Origin of the sequence: Hydrobacter penzbergensis (assembly GCF_900106985.1) — a bacterium.
Classification (GTDB): Bacteria; Bacteroidota; Bacteroidia; order Chitinophagales; family Chitinophagaceae; genus Sediminibacterium; species Sediminibacterium magnilacihabitans.
In genome coordinates, this window is sequence record NZ_FNNO01000006.1 from 162,768 (window position 1) to 178,837 (window position 16,070).

Below are 16,070 nucleotides of genomic sequence, written 5' to 3' on the forward strand. Positions count from 1 at the left end.
CGTTAATATTTGCCCCAATATTTGTCGGCTTTTATATTTGCCTCCACCAATTCTATATCCTTGATATTATCTACTGAATACGATTTAATATACGGGTATGGTGCAATGTGCTGGCAAAAATCCATGTCCAGAATACGATTGCTATCGCAAGATTCTAGCTTTTCCAAACGCGTTTCAGAATGAGCTGAAAATTTCTTTAAATATTTCCATTCAAATGCAAAAAGACCGTAAATTCTTCTTGCCTGTAACTCTTTTGAAAATTTATTGCCATTATATGGAACTGGTGATCTTGTAGTATACAAGACCTCATGATTATCATTATAGATCAATTTCACTGTGTCTGGGTTCCTCCAAATTGATTCTTCCTCAATTAACATTGCAAGAATGGTTGCCTTTACCTCTTCTCTTTTCAGTATTGGTTCAATCAATGTCGGAAACATTTCCGGATGTATCATAGGTTCATCGCCTTGTACATTAATAATTATATCATCTTCCTGCACCTTAAATTCAGTAATTTTTTCTACCGCTTCTGCAACCCGATCAAGTGCTCTAGCATGTTTATCACTTGTCATGGTGCATTCATAATTCTGGGAAATCGCGTAATCCTCAATCTCCTTATCACATGTTGCAATAGCTAGATGGTCCCACGAATTATACAGCTTCGCTCGTCCATAAACATGTGCAAGCATCGGTCTGTCAATGATATTATACATTGGTTTGCCAGGAAATCTTGACGCAGCCATTCGTGCGGGTATAATGCCAATAATTCTCATAAATGGTTTTTGAAAAGAATATTTAACTATTTAGTTCTATATAAATCAGAAATACTATCATTAGTCCTACCAAGGCGTTCAGATTTAACATGATCATTGATGTTTATCCAGCCTCCTTTTTCATCAGAGCTATAGAAAGCGTGCAATAAATTAATTGTATTTGCACAATCGTCGAGACTAACCGGGTAATTTTTATTTTTTATAAAGAAAGCGGCTATGTCCTCATACATCCTGCCATGACCACGACCATAAACTCTACCACGATCAGGAAGATCGGAAAAATCATCACTAAAAGTAATGCAATCTGCGGGTTGCGGCGTGAATATCTCCAACTTGTTTACTGCTATACCGCCTAATTGAGCCAGACCTTTTGACCCCACTATTGACAAAGATGCTTCAAAATCATCAGGTCGTGCTGCAGTAGTTACTTCAAGGCTTCCAATAGCTCCATTGGCATATGCAAAAGTTGCTACTACAGAGTCCTCCACTTCAATATTAGCTCCAAGCGTTCGCATTGTTGCGCTTACTCTGTCTACTTCTCCACCAAGATATCGAAGTAAATCAATGTGGTGAATTCCCTGATTGGTTATTGCACCCCCATCGTGAGAATAGGTTCCTCGCCATGGAGAAAGATCATAATAACGCTGTGGTCTGCACCAACGCAATCTTACATTCATGATCCTGATATCGCCAAGTTCATCATTTTGCAATGCTTTTCTTACTCTTTCCACTGCAGAGTTATATCTGTTTTGAAATACAGGAAATATTTGTAACCCTTTTTTTAATGCAATTGTCTTTGCATGCATTAATTGTTCAGGCCTCATGAAGGTTGGTTTCTCAATGACAACGTGCTTACTATATTCTTCCATTACCTCCATAGCATGTTCAAAATGCATTCCAGATGGAGTCGCAATCACTACGATATCAAGATCAGTTATTGCCTTAAACATTTCTCGATAATCAACAAAATAAGGGATCTTGAATTCTGTTCCATATGCCTCTGCACGATCTATAGCTAAATCACAGACCGCTGCAAGCTCCAGATACTCATTTTGCTCAATTGAACGCGCGTGGTGTCCAGCTATTCGGCCACAGCCAATTACAGCCACTTTAAATTTCTTAATATTCATACATTATTATTTCTAAATAGTGTGATTAACACATTAGTGTCCGGTAAAAATAGTTAGTAGTTCTTTGAAAGTCTTGGTATATATGTGTTTCATAGAAAAAAAAGTCGGTGACGATTTGAAATAGCTCATTTCATAACTTACTGTAAATCAGTTTGTTTATGAATCAGGGCAAATATGTTTTTTCGCAGATTGTCACTTTTCTTCCAGCTCGCATTTTTGATCGATGTGTAAGCAGATTCCAAGGAGATAAATGGGTCAAACACTTTACCTGTTGGAATCAGATGATGTGCATGATGTTTGGGCAATTAAGTAATCGTGATAGCCTTCGTGATCTTCTGGTTTGTTTATCCGCACATAAGTCAAAGCATTATCATTTAGGAATAGGAAAAAATATTTCGAGATCAAATTTGGCAGAAGTAAACGAGAAAAGGGAGTGCCAAATTTTTGAGATGTATGCTTATGAATTGATTGCGGAAGCTCAAAAAATATGTGTAACAGGTTCTGATTTTGATTCCTCAATTACTGGAAATGTATATGCATTTGATTCTACAACTATTGATCTCTGTCTAAACGTTTTTTGGTGAGCAGCTTTTAGAAGAGCCAAAGGAGCAGTTAAATTGCATACATTATTGGATGTCAGAACTGCCATCCCGGTTTTTACGCATATTACACCAGCCAGTGTGCACGATGTGAATGGGCTGGATTTTATTGATTATGAACCTGGTGGCTACTACATCATGGACCGCGGCTACATTGACTTTGATCGTATGGCAATCATTGACAATCATGATTCTTTTTTTGTTATTAGATCAAGAAGCAATCTCTCATTTGTCAGAGTCCCGGCTGAGAAACCAGACAAGAAAAATGGCATTCTTTGTGATCAGCGAATAAAATTAAAAGGGGCAATGTCGCTTGAGAAGTATGAAAAAATATTTAGACGTGTCAAGTTTTATGATGCGGAACAAAAAAGAACCTTCATATTCCTATCTAATAATTTGACTTTACCTGCCACCGAAATTGCACTTCTTTATAAAAACCGATGGAAGATTGAATTGTTTTTTAAATGGATCAAGCAACATCTAAAAATAAAATTATTCTGGGGTGTTTCTGAAAACGCAGTTAGAACTCAAATCTATATCGCCATCATAACCTATACATTGATAGCAATCATAAAAGCAAAATTGAAATTGAAACAGACGCCTTATGAAATACTACAAATACTGGGTGTATCACTGCTGGATAAAACTCATTTACCAAGCCTTTTTGAAAAAACAATATACCAAGATGTCAAAGATCAAAATCATATTCAATTGAAAATCAACCTAATTTAACCAGACACTAATGTGATTAACATTACTATCTTAAATGAACGTCTCGAGTCTATCACAAAACACTTCCATTTGTGTTGCACTCCCAATAGTGATTCTCAGATATTTATCGAAAGGGGCAGTTCGAATTGGGGTCTTAATATAAATATCATGCTCCTGGAGCTTTTTTATGAGCTGAGGTGTATCTATTTTTCTATTCAGATCGAAATAAACAAAATTCGATTGGCTAGGGAATAAAGTAATACCCATTCGCGAAAACCGTTCACTTATCAATTCTCTTCCTTCTCTGACTGTATTCACGTAAGATTTCATTATATGATCATTCTCGACCATGTATTTTGCAATTTTAGAAGAGACACCATCGATTTCGTGCACCAATTTAATCCGATAGATATCTTTAATTACGTCTTGATTTGCTAATATATACCCTACCCTGATTGCAGCAAGACCAAATGCTTTCGATAATGTTCTGGTGATAATTAGATTTGATTTGTCGTTAATCTTATCCACCAATGTAACATCATTGAAATGATAATAAGCTTCGTCAACCAATACAATTGTATTAAATTGTTCAGCAGTTTCGATGACACGCATAATATCCTTTACAGAAGTTACAGTCCCATTATGACCTGGATTTGAGATGATAACCATTTTGGTCTTCGTTGATATAGATGCTATCAATTCGTCTACATCAACAGAAAAATCGTTCTTGAATTTTTTTACAATTTCTGTAGCACCAAAAAGCTTTGCATACACTGAGAACATTGCATAATTGGGGTCATAATTGATGATTTCATTACCAGGTTCTATATACGTTTCATAAATTGACCTGATAGCCGCATCTGATCCAGGCGAAAGAATAATATTCCATCTATCGATATTCAGCCATTTAACAAATGCTTCATAAGTAGGCTCCAGCTCACTGTAAGCCACAAGATCGAAAGGGGTAATGGATGACATGATTTTGTTAAACTCAGTCTCGCTAAAAAGGGTCGTTCGCTCATTCTTATCAAGTCGCATTAACGATTCTCTCTTAAGTGTTTCCGGTGCAGGCCTGTTAATTTGAGAAACAAGGTGTCGGGCTTTAAGCATATCTTATACGTTTTTGCTTATTTAACTGATCAAAGTGGCAACTGCGTGCGTATGCGGTTGTAATAATGAAAGCCTATATATTGGCCATTTTTGTAAAATGCATCAGGTACAAATCCTACTTGTACGAATCCTGCCGATTCAGCGCTTTTACATGAAGCAATATTTCCTTCCATAATCTGCGCATAGATCCGATGAAGATTTAATACGTTAAAGCCATATTCGGTAATCAATTGCCAAGATTGCTTCCCATATTTTTTCCCCCATGCAGATTTTTCTCCGAGTACTATTCCTAATTCAGCTGAATGATGCACCCAGTCAATATGATGCAGCCCGACGTTGCCAATATGTTTATTAGATTCAGTTTCTACAATTGCAAATGCAACATCGTTCTTACTGCCATTCAAGTAATCTAGGTATTGTTTCTGCTTTTCACGGGTATTGGGAAATATCCCTTTATTCTGAAATTTGGTCACCTCTTGGTCGTTCAACCAAGAATACCATGAGCCATTTAGATCCGACTCATTCAACTCTCTTAAGTATATTCCTGCACCTTTTATAAATGGAATACTAGTCATGGTATTGATGGATTTTAATTTATTTATTGCCAACAGCCTCTTCGACAACAACCACTACTAATTTGAAATTCAGCATTTGTATGATTTGTTCTTCATCAAAAATTACTCCGAATGCTTCTTCTAATGAAGTCACAAGGTTTAAGTGCCCGATTGAGTCCCATTGTTCTATTGTTTCAGGTGAGCTGTTTTCATTGATATTGCTTTCATCTATCAGAAAAACATCGGCCATTATCTTTTTAATTCTTGATTCCATATAACTTTAATGTAATTAATATTTTCATTTAGAGAATGCTTTGAGAAGTCAAATAAGTATTCTTTCTTGTCATCTGATTTTTCAATCAATTCAAAACCGTTTTCCTCGAAAAAAGGTTCTACCAAAGAATTCTTATGCGTTTTATTGTATTCGGCTTTGACAGTATCTATCTCTTTCAGCTTTATTTGTTTCAATATCTCGCTTAAGAATACTTTTTCAATGTTCCTTCCTAGTATCCGACAGCTCATCAAAAAAGTATCTATTTCTGCATTTCTTTCATTGTACCTAATAATACATAATCCAGTAATCCCTGAGTTACCATATTTATCATTTACATCAAGAGAGAATATGTCAAATTCGGTTGAATTATAAAAGTAATGCATGTCTGCATTTGTATATCTTTTGGTCGTTAAATTGAACTGATTGGTTTTCTGAGTTAATTGAACCAATCGTTCAAAAAAAGTTTTGCTTTTGTTACTTAAAATAAGTTCAATATTCAAAGAGGCCAGATAATCATCGATATTTTGATAAGATTTTACTTCTTTTCCCCTTTCCAGATTCTGTTGATACATCTTAACCCTGTTTTTATCTTCCTCTGAAACATTAAGCGTGAAAAATAAATCTAAATTTTTACTGATCGTTTGTGGATATTCGAACGTTTTTTGAGGTACAGTCAAAGTTTTCACCTCAGGTAATTTTGCGTTCACAAGGCTAACTTCAAACTCCGAATCGTCAACAAAAACAATACTATCAATCCCAATATTTAGTTCTTTCGAAATATCGAGTAGATTAGTCGCTTTATCTATCCAGTTTACCTTCTTAATTACAATATCACTTTCAGTAAGCGAACTATCTTTCCTTTTTTCGAGGACTTCAACAACGTCTTCCAAATTATTTTTACTGCATATACCTATAATTACTCCCTTCTTTGCAAGGGCTTTCGCAATAAGATGGACTTCTTTGTAATAGATACCGTTTTTATTAGCACTCGATAAAGCAATGCCTTCTACGCCATCTTCTCCTACTACTCCTTTCCAAAGTGTATTATCGCAATCAAATATGATGGCCTTTTTTGATTTAGAATAAATAGAAAGTATTATTGGCGATATATATTCAGAATATATTTTCGTGAAAGTGATTGAATATAACGTCTTTGAAAGATAAAAGCCTCTTGAATCAACTGCCTGCTCAATAGAAACCCGTGCAAGAACTTTGTTAATTTCTATTAAAAAAAAGTTTGATGGGGCATATTCAATTAAAAAGTCATTCAATTTATCTACAAATTGCTCAAATATCGTCGGCTTAAGGCTATTGCAGGAAAAAAACAAATGTGAAAACTTATTAAACAATACCAACTTGGATTTTGATAAGTTCGCGAAAACCATTTTCAATTCAGTAGTAATCTTATCAAAGTAATTTTGGAAATACGATTCATTTTCAGTTTCAATTTCGTATACAAAACTTTCTTTGAGGTTTGATAATTCCCAGAATATTATAGGTATGCTCAATGTATCTATTGCCGCACTCTCTTGGATGATATTGTCATAGTCGCCAAATGTAACATGAGCATTTAAGGTATGGGATCTTAAGCTGTACTCCAAGGTTGGCTTTAGTTGATTTATAGAAATATTTGCCAACACTTTTAGCGGTATAATTTCTTTATTAAGGAGTTGTTCGCCTAATTCAGCATTCCGTCTTATAATATCAGAAAGATTCATGGTTTTCATAACATTACTTGTCCTCCATTAATTCGAATAGTTTCTCCTGTAATAAAATCAGATTTCTCTGAAATCAAGTAAGAAATGGCTTCAGCCACATCATGTGGTGTACACAACCTTCGAAGAGGGGTTTTTGCTTCGATCAGCATCTTCATTTTCTTAGGAACATCTACGACCAAATCAGTATCTATCATACTTGGTGAAACCATGTTTACATTTATTCCTTTAGACGCATATTCAATTGCAAGTGCTTTTACAAAACCCGTTAATGCCGCTTTAGCTGTAATATAATGCAACCATTCGCTATTTGGTTGATCTACAGCCATTGTACCAATGAATACAATCTTCCCATATTTATTTTTTTCAAAGAATGGCAAAAGTCCCGCCAGCAAATGGAAATTACTTTTTATATTAATATCAATCTGTTCCTGCATGATATTCCACTCTAAATCAGCATATTTAATGTTAGGTATTTTGACTGTGCTGCAATTGACAAACCCGGTAAGAGAAGTAAATTCCCTTTTAATCTTAAATAAAAACTCATTTATATCTTTATCATTTAAGAGGTCAGCCTTTACACAAACCGCTTTCCTACCTAATAACTCAATTTTACCTATTAAATCATCTACAACGTCTTTCTTAGAGTAATAATGTAGTAGTAAATCATATCCGTCCTCTGCCAATTTCATGGCCACAGCTCTCCCTATACCCCCAGATGCGCCTATAATTAATACAGTCTTATTTTCAACTTGTTTAGCAATTGTAATGTCTTGAGCTTCCGGCCCCTCAATATCTACCACTTTTACTTTTGAAAGTCCTGATGTCACAAGTTGCTTATTCTGATTATAAATCTCTACTTTTAGTCCTATTGAGCTCGCCTTATCATTCTTATCCACTACTTCTGCATGAACCCTGATGGTATCTCCAATTCGCACAGGGCGCAAAAAATCCAATGTTTGGGAAAACCACAAAGCTCCATCACCTGGCAATTTTGTTCCAATTAACGTTGAGATAAAAGAAGCCCCTAACATCCCATGTACAACCGGTTGCTTAAATTCTGTTCTACTTGCGAAGTCTTTATTGACATGGAGTTTGTTATCATCACCAGTCAAATCAACAAATTTATCTATATCTTTTTCCGTTATAGTATGACTGATCTCTGCTGTATCCCCTATTTTTATTTCACCATATTTCATGATATCTCATTGCTTTTTGAAACAATATTTTTTTTCTCCCTGTTTCCTATAACTCTTCCGGGATTACCAACTACAATCGACCACGGAGGAATCACACTAGACACTACCGAACCGGCAGCAATTACTGAGCCTTTTCCGATTTTTGCTCCACTCACAATCACTGCATTATATGCTATCCACACATCGTCTTCTATAACAATACTGTATTCTTTACCATCATATTCAATACTCGCTGAATTATGGCCTTGCATACTAATAGGAATATCTAATCGGTCAAAACTATGATTTGCGGCTCTTAAAAATGCATTGCTTGCTATGGAAACATTACTGCCAATAAATATACCCTTGCTTTCCCCTGGATTAACAATTGCATGGTCTCCTAATAGAAAATTATCACCTATACGTACCAATACAGGAACTTCTATCTGTGCCATCCGGCAAATAATTGACTTAGCCCCCATTTGCTTGACTCGCCATTTCCAATAAATCCTTCTTATTCTTGTTCCTATAAAGCCATTAGGTAACCCTCTTATAAAATAAAGTTCAAACCAGCTTCTCACCTCATATATCAATTTTTCAGTAATACTCATATAGTAAAATAAACAGTTTAAAATAAAACTTCCAAACTAAGCTGCCCAACACAGCCTTAGTTTTATTTCACATCGCAACAATAATGTTGATAGCCAAGTGCAGTTCATTTTACTCTGCACTCTTATAAATCTTATTAGTAAAAAGTTTTCCTTTCATTTTATTCAAAGTATCAAATACCAGCTTTCTCTCTTGTGCAGTAAGCCAGCGAAGAAAAGTCACAATTATTGCGCTTATGAACAAAATAATTTTAAGGATAAAACATATAAAATCATTAAAAGGGAATGTACTTGCTAAAAAAAGAAGACCAAACGCGAATACATACAAAGACAGAACCCTGGCCCATTCAACCTTGATATTATAATATTTATTTGATACAATGTATAATACAATAATATAAAATAAGTAAGTAATAAATGTAGCATATGCTGCCGCTATATATCCCAGCTTTGGGATAAACAAATAATTTAGAATTGCGTTAATAACGCATGAAACAATCAGGATAATATAATAATAATGAATTTTTTTCTCCCTATAAATGCCGTAATCTAAAATGTTTCCATACCCATTGATAAGGCATGCCATCATTACCCATGGTACAACTTTATAGGATACTAAATAAGCATTATTACCCGAAAATAAGATCAGAATTTCTTTTGCAAATAAAGAAAGTAAAAGAGTAATGGTAATACCAACAAGTGTGAAATAAGACACCACTTTGGTAGTCATCTGATCATAATTTGACTGTTTGGCATATTGCATCCTCATGGTAGACCATATCATTGCAAATGGCGTTATAAAAAGTATGTAGATGACCATTCCGATTTTGTAACCCATTGAATAAATGCCTACATCTGAGAGAGAACCAAACGCTTTAATCATAAATCTGTCCAGCCAGTCCAACAGATAATATGCAAGCCCATTGAGTACTGTAGGAATACCAAAAGCAATATATGTTTTGAAAGCAGATATATTGATCGAAAAATGAAGTTTGCTCGTTACAAATAGCAAACAAAACAATATCGTAACAGCATTACCTGATAATAAACCCAAGATCGGAGCATAAATTCCTTGATTCTTATACGCAAGAAAGTAAACAATAACTAATAGACTAATAGATGCACCACTAATGGTTGCCAAAATAAAACTCCTACTTTTTTTCTCAAGTCGTAGAATCAAAAGCAACAAATTTTGTATAATTCCTAGTGAGCTTGCCACAAACATGAGAATAATATGACGCGAATAGATGGGTTTATTCGTCAATAGTATAGAAAGTTGAGTGGCAAATACAAATCCAAGCACTATCTGGCAGATAACACCAAAGATGGTAATATTAAATGCTGTTGCAATTGCATTCTTCTTATATTGTATGGTATCATCATCAAAATAAAACCTGGAAAGCGCACTTGAAGCACCAAAAAAGAAAAATGCTCCGGCAAAGGTTCCAATGAGTAAAACAAGAGAATAGATGCCAAATTCTTCAGTTGTAAGAAATTTGGTGAACAAGGGAAGAAAGGCAAAATTAATCAAGCTTTGAATTGCAGAACCTATACCATAGATCACAGTATGATTCATTATCTCTCTAATTCTATCTCTTAACCTGCTCAATATAACTGGTTTCTTCTGTATCTCTTAAATATCAATATCGGGGTTTTAAGAATTGTTTGCTATGACTGAGCGGCCATAATCACTCTCCACAATCTAGATAGAACAAGGTAAATCACCGCTATCATCCCTCCCAATATCACTCCAATTATCATTGCTTTGATTTTATCAGGACGTTCTTCATTTAATGGAAGGATTGGGGTGTCGATTATTTGTATCAAAGGAGTTTCTTTACGCACAGCAATCTTAGCCAATTCAATGTTTTTTAGTAACTCTGTAAGAATTGCTGTATTGGCTTGGATATCTATTTGTCTTTTCGTAGATGGTACCCGTTTAACATTCAATCCTGGATTAAGATTATAGACATTATCGTTTGCTTCAGCAAAGCCCGTAATAGCATAATTCAATTCTCTACGCACAGAATCTGCCTGCTTTTGAAGTATTGCGAGATTCTGACTCGATTTATGCGTCTTTGTGTCAATGTAAAACTTGGAAACCTCATTAGCTAATGCTTCAGTAAACGATTTTGAAAATAATTCATTTTCAGATTTTACTTCAATTGCAAGAATACTTATTTTACGATCACGTTGATACACTTTCAAATGATATTTTAATAATTGCTCGTAAATTGCAGCTAATATACTGTTCTGCATCAAATCAAAACCTTTTCTATCTGAGCCAGGCAAGAGTTTAGGTTGTATTGTGATAGTATCCGGAGCTTTCTTCCACACGTTTTTGATCCCCGTGATATTTATATAAAACTGCGCTAATGAAATGAGTTGACCCTGATTTTTTACAGAATCTAATAATGCTTTTTCAACAATACTTCGCGACTGCATCAGTTCAATAAGATTTGCTGAAGCAAAAGCCCCTCCAGCATTTGAAGCCCCTAGGTCAAGGCCAAACTGGCTAGCAAGGCCCATAGCACTCCCCAGCCCTCCTGCTCTCTCATCTTCCATCGCGAAACTTAATGTGGCCGTATAAATTGTTTTTTTATTATACACCATACTCAGCCCAATCAGTGCTCCAGCGATTGCTACAATCGCTATTGTCTTCCATTTATCAACCAGGTATGTCATCCATACCCTCATGCGCAGGATGGCATCTCTGGCTGTTACAATCTCTTCATTTTTTGGTAAGTCTAGTAAATTCATGCCTTTTCAAAGTAATAAAAGTGTGGTATATATTTTTTATTATAATCGCAAAATTGCAATAACAACACCTGCCAAACTCGCCAAAGCACTGGATATACCTATTATTTCCCCGGTAGTTAAAGATTTCTTTTCCGCTTTTTTAGGGACCACCAGCTCGCTACCAGGCGACACTTTAGGATAGAATTTAAAAAACAGAAAGTGCTTGGTAGTAGCCGCCTTTCCATTTGCATATACAATATAAGTCTTTCTCCGCCATGCATCAGCAGCATAGCCTCCGGCATCACTGATATAATCACGCACTGTATTTCTTTTTTTAAAGGGAACCTGGGTTACCATCAGCACAGCACCGCTTATTTTCACTTGACCATCAAACTTAGGTACATATAATTCATCTTTGGAACGGAGAACCAAATCTTCCACTGAACCAGGGGTTTTCATGATAGATATTATATCTAGTGGAATTTGGTCGTAGTCTCTTTTAATATCTTGCAATACTTGTTGTGTCTTAATACTGTCTTTTAAGTTCTTTTGCAGTTTCAGGGCTGTTTCTTCTGACTGCCTCCTCTCCATATCTGTCTTATACCGTTTCACATAAGCGCCTGCGGGGTTGGCATCTGCCGTATAACCACCTGCCCGACGCAGAATATCACTTATTCTTTCAGTTCTGCTTATCAAAGCATAAGGCCCTGGATATTGTACTTGCCCGGTCACGATAACAGACTCCGGTAAAGTATATCCTGCTTTACGACGTATAGTAACTACATCAAAAGGCTGGATAGGAATATCTGCTGGAGTGCCGCTCAAATCGCCATTGATTACAGTATTGATCACTACACTTGCACGATTATCGGTCGGAGCGATACTATCTCTCCTTATTAAACGGGCAATTTCTATATTCTTATAAGCTGCGTCAGTAAAACCGCCCGCCTGTAAAATCAGATCTTTTAGTGTCAGGCGGCTCATATAATCATACTGTCCGGGAATACGTACTTCTCCTTGAATTGTCACTTTAAATGAATCACGTAAATCCTGTACAGAGCTGATCAATACCTCGTCTTCTCTTTTTAAAATCGGATTATCCTGCCCATTCAATGCTTTTCTAACATCAAAAGAAACAATAGATCGCGTTAAATCGTCTTCCAGGCGAAGTATCTGCCCCCGACCGGTATAAGCATCTTCTTTCAAGCCGTCTGCCTTTTTAATTAAGCCTGCCACATCTAATCCCAGGGTTAATTCATATACATCAGGACGGAAAACAGCACCGGATATTTTAACCCGGTTCTGAAAGCGGTTGAGTATTTTAGAAGACACGAACACATCGCCTGTATGGGGGATATAATTATTATAAGCTGTTGATTGTAGATCATGTACCTGCCTTTCAGTTTCATTGCGCTGGAAAACCTTCACAGAAGCCTGGTAAGCCGAATCGGTAAATCCAGATGCAAAAGCAACTACATCTGAAAACTTCTCTCCGGGCAACACTTCAAAAATACCAGGACGTTTGAACTGACCTTGTAATTGCACCCTTGTTTTATAAGGGGGTATACGAATAACGTCATTATCTTTCAACCCCACATTATCTGATTGATCTCCATGGAGTAAAAAGCGATAGAGGTCTATTTTACGTTCTACCCGGTTATTCCTCACAAGTTCTATCTCACGAAAACTGCCGAAAGCATTAGGCCCGCCGCTAACAAATAGCGCATTAAATACCGTTGATAAAGAAGATAGAGTGAAATTACCTGGTCGGTTAGCGCCAATAATGATCACTTTAATACTGCGTATTTTACTGAGTGTAACCGACAATTTAGAACCACCTGATTTAAGATAAGGGTACACTGAACTACCCATAATGGTTTTGAGCTTTTGCGTAGCTGCTTCAATGGTAAGACCCGCTACTTTTACCTGCCCTACATTGGGTATGGAAACAGATCCTTCAGCAGACACCAGCAGATCTCCACTGTACTCCTGTACTCCATATACAGATACCAATATTTGGTCATCAGGACCCAATACATAATTCAATGGGGTAGCCAATTTAAGATTGGGCTCGAAGTTGGGTGCTACGGAAGTGTACAACTCAGAACCAAAGATCAGGGGATCAATCAGGGGCCTGGTTTGTTCGTGAGACTTTTCGGTACTGAGTGAATCAGAACTGTTATTAACTTTTTCAACCGACACTGAATTTTGTACTTTCAACCGACCTGTTGCTGACAAGGCATTGCTGGTTCCCAAAACACGGGCTTTGAGTTTGGCAAATTCCGCGGGCAACATTCCCTTTGCAAGGGCCATTTGCTCTGCCTGGTCGATGGTCATACCTGAACTGCCTAACTGTGCTTTAAGTTTGGCAATATCAGCATCACTCAATTGGTCTACCCTAACCTGACTGAGGTCCCTTCCTTTCAGTAAGTCCTGGGCCTGAACTACCCCCACCGATAGCAACACAACAAGGACCATTAATAACCTGTAAAAACACTTGATATTTCTCTTCATTTACTTAACTGTAATTAACAATAACTGAAATTCCTATTCTCACTTATCATTTCCAATCGAAATCTTTTACCTGTTCATATACTTTCGTAATACCGTTTGCTAATGTGATTTTTGCTTCCCAACCCAGTTGTTTTAACTTACCTACATCCATCAATTTCCGCGGTGTACCGTCGGGTTTAGCAGTATCCCAAACAATGCTTCCCTGGTATCCTGTGGTTTTTTTAACCAGTTCTGCCAGGTCCTTAATGGTTAGATCGTTTCCAATACCAATATTCACCAACCCTGCTTCGTTGTACTGTTCCATTAAAAAAAGGCAGGCATCGGCCAGGTCATCTACATATAAAAACTCGCGCCTGGGGCTGCCGGTACCCCATAAAACCACCTGGGGATCATTATTTTTTTTTGCAGTGATGAATTTACGCAATAAGGCAGGTAACACATGAGATTTTTCAAGATCGTAATTGTCGTTCGGGCCGTACAGGTTGGTGGGCATGGCTGAAATGAAATTACATCCATATTGCGCCCGGTAAGCATCGCACAATTCAATACCCGCTATTTTGGCAATGGCATAAGGTTGATTGGTTGGCTCTAAATAGCCCGATAATAGGGAGTCTTCTTTTAAAGGCTGAGGAGCAAGTTTTGGATAAATGCAGGAAGAACCCAGGAACAGTAGTTTGGTAACTTTGTTCACATACGCCGCATGGATCACATTGCTTTCGATCATAAGGTTCTCATAAATGAATTCGGCGCGGTAAGTATTATTGGCCGCAATGCCCCCTACTTTAGCAGCGGCCAGGAAAACGTAATTAGGTTTTTCTTTGGCAAAAAAATCATTTACTGCCTGCTGGTTGCGTAAGTCCAGTTCCTTGGAAGTTCGCAATAAAAGATTATCATAACCTTCAGCTTCCAATTTTCTTACAATGGCGCTGCCTACCATTCCGCGGTGGCCAGCTACATATATTTTGGCATTTTTTTGCACTTGGTTGAAGACTTTGTGAGGTCTCTCGACTCGCTACGCTCGCTCGAGATGACGGTCTATTCAGACGGTCAATTAATTATTCGAATTCGTTTTTAATATCAAAGCCACTATTCTTTAATAGCTGGTCTTTTTCGAACAGTTTGATATCGCTGGCTACCATTTCCTGAACCATTGCCGCCAATGTATATTGGGGTTGCCAGCCCAGTTTTTCTTTTGCTTTTGAAGCATCACCTATTAAAAGATCTACTTCTGTAGGGCGGTAATAACGGGGGTCTACTTTTACTACAATTTGGCCCACCGGTATTTTGTATTTGCCTTTACAGGCGGTTACTTTGGCTATTTCATGCTCTGCTTTTCCTTCGAATGAAAGTTCCACACCTACTTCTGCAAATGCCATGCCTACAAAATCACGGATGCGGGTGGTGATACCTGTTGCCAGCACAAAATCTTCCGGCTGCTCCTGCTGCAATATGCGCCACATACCCTCTACATAGTCTTTAGCATGCCCCCAATCGCGTTGAGCATCTAAATTGCCGAGATATAAAGTATCCTGTAAACCCAATGCTATTTTGGCAACCGCGCGGGTAATTTTACGGGTTACAAAAGTTTCGCCGCGTAATGGGGATTCATGATTGAACAGAATTCCATTACAGGCGAACATGCCATACGCTTCCCGGTAATTTACCGTAATCCAATAGGCGTATAGTTTGGCAATCGCATAAGGAGACCGTGGATAAAAAGGCGTGGTCTCATTTTGAGGAACAGCCTGCACCAAACCATATAACTCTGAAGTAGAGGCTTGGTATACCTTGGTTTTAGAAATAAGCCCTAACAAACGAACCGCTTCCAATATGCGCAAAGTGCCTATGCCATCGGCATTAGCCGTATATTCAGGCGTTTCGAAGCTCACCTGCACATGGCTCATGGCCCCCAGGTTATAGATCTCATCTGGTTGAACTTCCTGGATGATACGGATCAGGTTCGTTGAATCTGTAAGATCGCCATAATGCAGGATCAAATGCTTATGCGGTACATGCGGATCTTCATAAAATGGATCAATTCTTTCCGTATTGAAAAGTGAGCTTCTCCGCTTGATGCCATGTACCTCATACCCTTTTTGCAATAGCAGTCCTGTTAAATATGCTCCATCCTGCCCGGTAATACCTGTAATCAATGCTTTTTTCAT

14 protein-coding genes and 1 pseudogene are annotated in these 16,070 nt (G+C 37.3%); 2 read left to right on the forward strand and 13 right to left on the reverse strand.

Going from position 1 to position 16,070, the window contains the following annotated elements:
- Positions 1-2: 2 nt before the first annotated feature.
- Positions 3-773 carry a 3-deoxy-manno-octulosonate cytidylyltransferase gene (gene kdsB / locus BLU98_RS08570; RefSeq protein WP_092723619.1) on the reverse strand — a complete coding sequence of 257 codons (771 nt, stop codon included), beginning with the start codon at positions 771-773 and terminating at the stop codon, positions 3-5.
- Between the two features lie 26 nt (positions 774-799).
- Positions 800-1,903 (reverse strand): Gfo/Idh/MocA family protein, encoded by a 1,104-nt coding sequence (locus BLU98_RS08575; RefSeq protein ID WP_092723620.1) that lies wholly within the window; start codon positions 1,901-1,903, stop codon positions 800-802.
- Positions 1,904-2,061: 158 nt separating this feature from the next.
- Between BLU98_RS08575 and BLU98_RS17765 the strand changes: the two genes are divergently transcribed.
- Complete coding sequence (locus BLU98_RS17765; protein WP_257574835.1) at positions 2,062-2,487, forward strand: DUF4372 domain-containing protein; 426 nt, start codon at positions 2,062-2,064, stop codon at positions 2,485-2,487.
- 15 nt (positions 2,488-2,502) lie between these two features.
- A pseudogene (locus tag BLU98_RS17770) lies at positions 2,503-3,234 on the forward strand (IS4 family transposase); the annotation flags it as partial.
- 30 nt (positions 3,235-3,264) lie between these two features.
- Here the strand turns inward: BLU98_RS17770 and BLU98_RS08585 are convergent.
- The 11 genes from BLU98_RS08585 to gmd form a co-directional block, all read right to left on the reverse strand.
- Positions 3,265-4,323: a pyridoxal phosphate-dependent aminotransferase gene (locus BLU98_RS08585; RefSeq protein WP_092723621.1), complete on the reverse strand. Its 1,059-nt coding sequence runs from the start codon at positions 4,321-4,323 to the stop codon at positions 3,265-3,267.
- 29 nt (positions 4,324-4,352) lie between these two features.
- Complete coding sequence (locus BLU98_RS08590; protein WP_092723622.1) at positions 4,353-4,898, reverse strand: GNAT family N-acetyltransferase; 546 nt, start codon at positions 4,896-4,898, stop codon at positions 4,353-4,355.
- Between the two features lie 19 nt (positions 4,899-4,917).
- A complete protein-coding gene (locus BLU98_RS08595) occupies positions 4,918-5,151 on the reverse strand; it encodes an acyl carrier protein (RefSeq protein WP_139173869.1) in 234 nt (77 codons plus the stop codon).
- Positions 5,127-6,878 (reverse strand): HAD-IIIC family phosphatase, encoded by a 1,752-nt coding sequence (locus BLU98_RS08600; protein ID WP_092723624.1) that lies wholly within the window; start codon positions 6,876-6,878, stop codon positions 5,127-5,129. The genes BLU98_RS08595 and BLU98_RS08600 overlap by 25 nt, the downstream gene beginning before the upstream one ends.
- Entirely contained in the window at positions 6,875-8,065 is a 1,191-nt protein-coding gene (locus tag BLU98_RS08605) for an SDR family oxidoreductase (RefSeq protein WP_257574836.1), read from the reverse strand. Before BLU98_RS08605 ends, BLU98_RS08600 begins: the two co-directional genes overlap by 4 nt.
- A complete protein-coding gene (locus BLU98_RS08610; RefSeq protein ID WP_092723626.1) occupies positions 8,062-8,655 on the reverse strand; it encodes an acyltransferase in 594 nt (197 codons plus the stop codon). Before BLU98_RS08610 ends, BLU98_RS08605 begins: the two co-directional genes overlap by 4 nt.
- A gap of 109 nt (positions 8,656-8,764) precedes the next feature.
- A complete protein-coding gene (locus BLU98_RS08615) occupies positions 8,765-10,228 on the reverse strand; it encodes an oligosaccharide flippase family protein (RefSeq protein ID WP_092723627.1) in 1,464 nt (487 codons plus the stop codon).
- A gap of 92 nt (positions 10,229-10,320) precedes the next feature.
- Positions 10,321-11,412: a GumC domain-containing protein gene (locus tag BLU98_RS08620; protein WP_092723628.1), complete on the reverse strand. Its 1,092-nt coding sequence runs from the start codon at positions 11,410-11,412 to the stop codon at positions 10,321-10,323.
- A 39-nt stretch (positions 11,413-11,451) separates the two neighbouring features.
- Complete coding sequence (locus BLU98_RS08625) at positions 11,452-13,905, reverse strand: SLBB domain-containing protein (protein ID WP_092723629.1); 2,454 nt, start codon at positions 13,903-13,905, stop codon at positions 11,452-11,454.
- Between the two features lie 46 nt (positions 13,906-13,951).
- Positions 13,952-14,884, reverse strand: coding sequence for a GDP-L-fucose synthase family protein (locus tag BLU98_RS08630; protein WP_092723630.1), 933 nt, complete (start codon positions 14,882-14,884; stop codon positions 13,952-13,954).
- Positions 14,885-14,960: 76 nt separating this feature from the next.
- Entirely contained in the window at positions 14,961-16,070 is a 1,110-nt protein-coding gene (gmd, locus tag BLU98_RS08635; protein WP_092723631.1) for a GDP-mannose 4,6-dehydratase, read from the reverse strand.

What these genes read in the sequence shown, in the direction of transcription:
- kdsB (WP_092723619.1), bottom strand. Translation starts at nt 773, where the DNA reads ATGAGAATTATTGGCATTATACCCGCACGAATGGCTGCGTCAAGATTT.
- BLU98_RS08575 (WP_092723620.1), bottom strand. Translation starts at nt 1,903, where the DNA reads ATGAATATTAAGAAATTTAAAGTGGCTGTAATTGGCTGTGGCCGAATA.
- BLU98_RS17765 (WP_257574835.1), top strand. Translation starts at nt 2,062, where the DNA reads ATGAATCAGGGCAAATATGTTTTTTCGCAGATTGTCACTTTTCTTCCA.
- BLU98_RS08585 (WP_092723621.1), bottom strand. Translation starts at nt 4,323, where the DNA reads ATGCTTAAAGCCCGACACCTTGTTTCTCAAATTAACAGGCCTGCACCG.
- BLU98_RS08590 (WP_092723622.1), bottom strand. Translation starts at nt 4,898, where the DNA reads ATGACTAGTATTCCATTTATAAAAGGTGCAGGAATATACTTAAGAGAG.
- BLU98_RS08595 (WP_139173869.1), bottom strand. Translation starts at nt 5,151, where the DNA reads ATGGAATCAAGAATTAAAAAGATAATGGCCGATGTTTTTCTGATAGAT.
- BLU98_RS08600 (WP_092723624.1), bottom strand. Translation starts at nt 6,878, where the DNA reads ATGAAAACCATGAATCTTTCTGATATTATAAGACGGAATGCTGAATTA.
- BLU98_RS08605 (WP_257574836.1), bottom strand. Translation starts at nt 8,065, where the DNA reads ATGAAATATGGTGAAATAAAAATAGGGGATACAGCAGAGATCAGTCAT.
- BLU98_RS08610 (WP_092723626.1), bottom strand. Translation starts at nt 8,655, where the DNA reads ATGAGTATTACTGAAAAATTGATATATGAGGTGAGAAGCTGGTTTGAA.
- BLU98_RS08615 (WP_092723627.1), bottom strand. Translation starts at nt 10,228, where the DNA reads ATGAATCATACTGTGATCTATGGTATAGGTTCTGCAATTCAAAGCTTG.
- BLU98_RS08620 (WP_092723628.1), bottom strand. Translation starts at nt 11,412, where the DNA reads ATGAATTTACTAGACTTACCAAAAAATGAAGAGATTGTAACAGCCAGA.
- BLU98_RS08625 (WP_092723629.1), bottom strand. Translation starts at nt 13,905, where the DNA reads ATGAAGAGAAATATCAAGTGTTTTTACAGGTTATTAATGGTCCTTGTT.
- gmd (WP_092723631.1), bottom strand. Translation starts at nt 16,070, where the DNA reads ATGAAAAAAGCATTGATTACAGGTATTACCGGGCAGGATGGAGCATAT.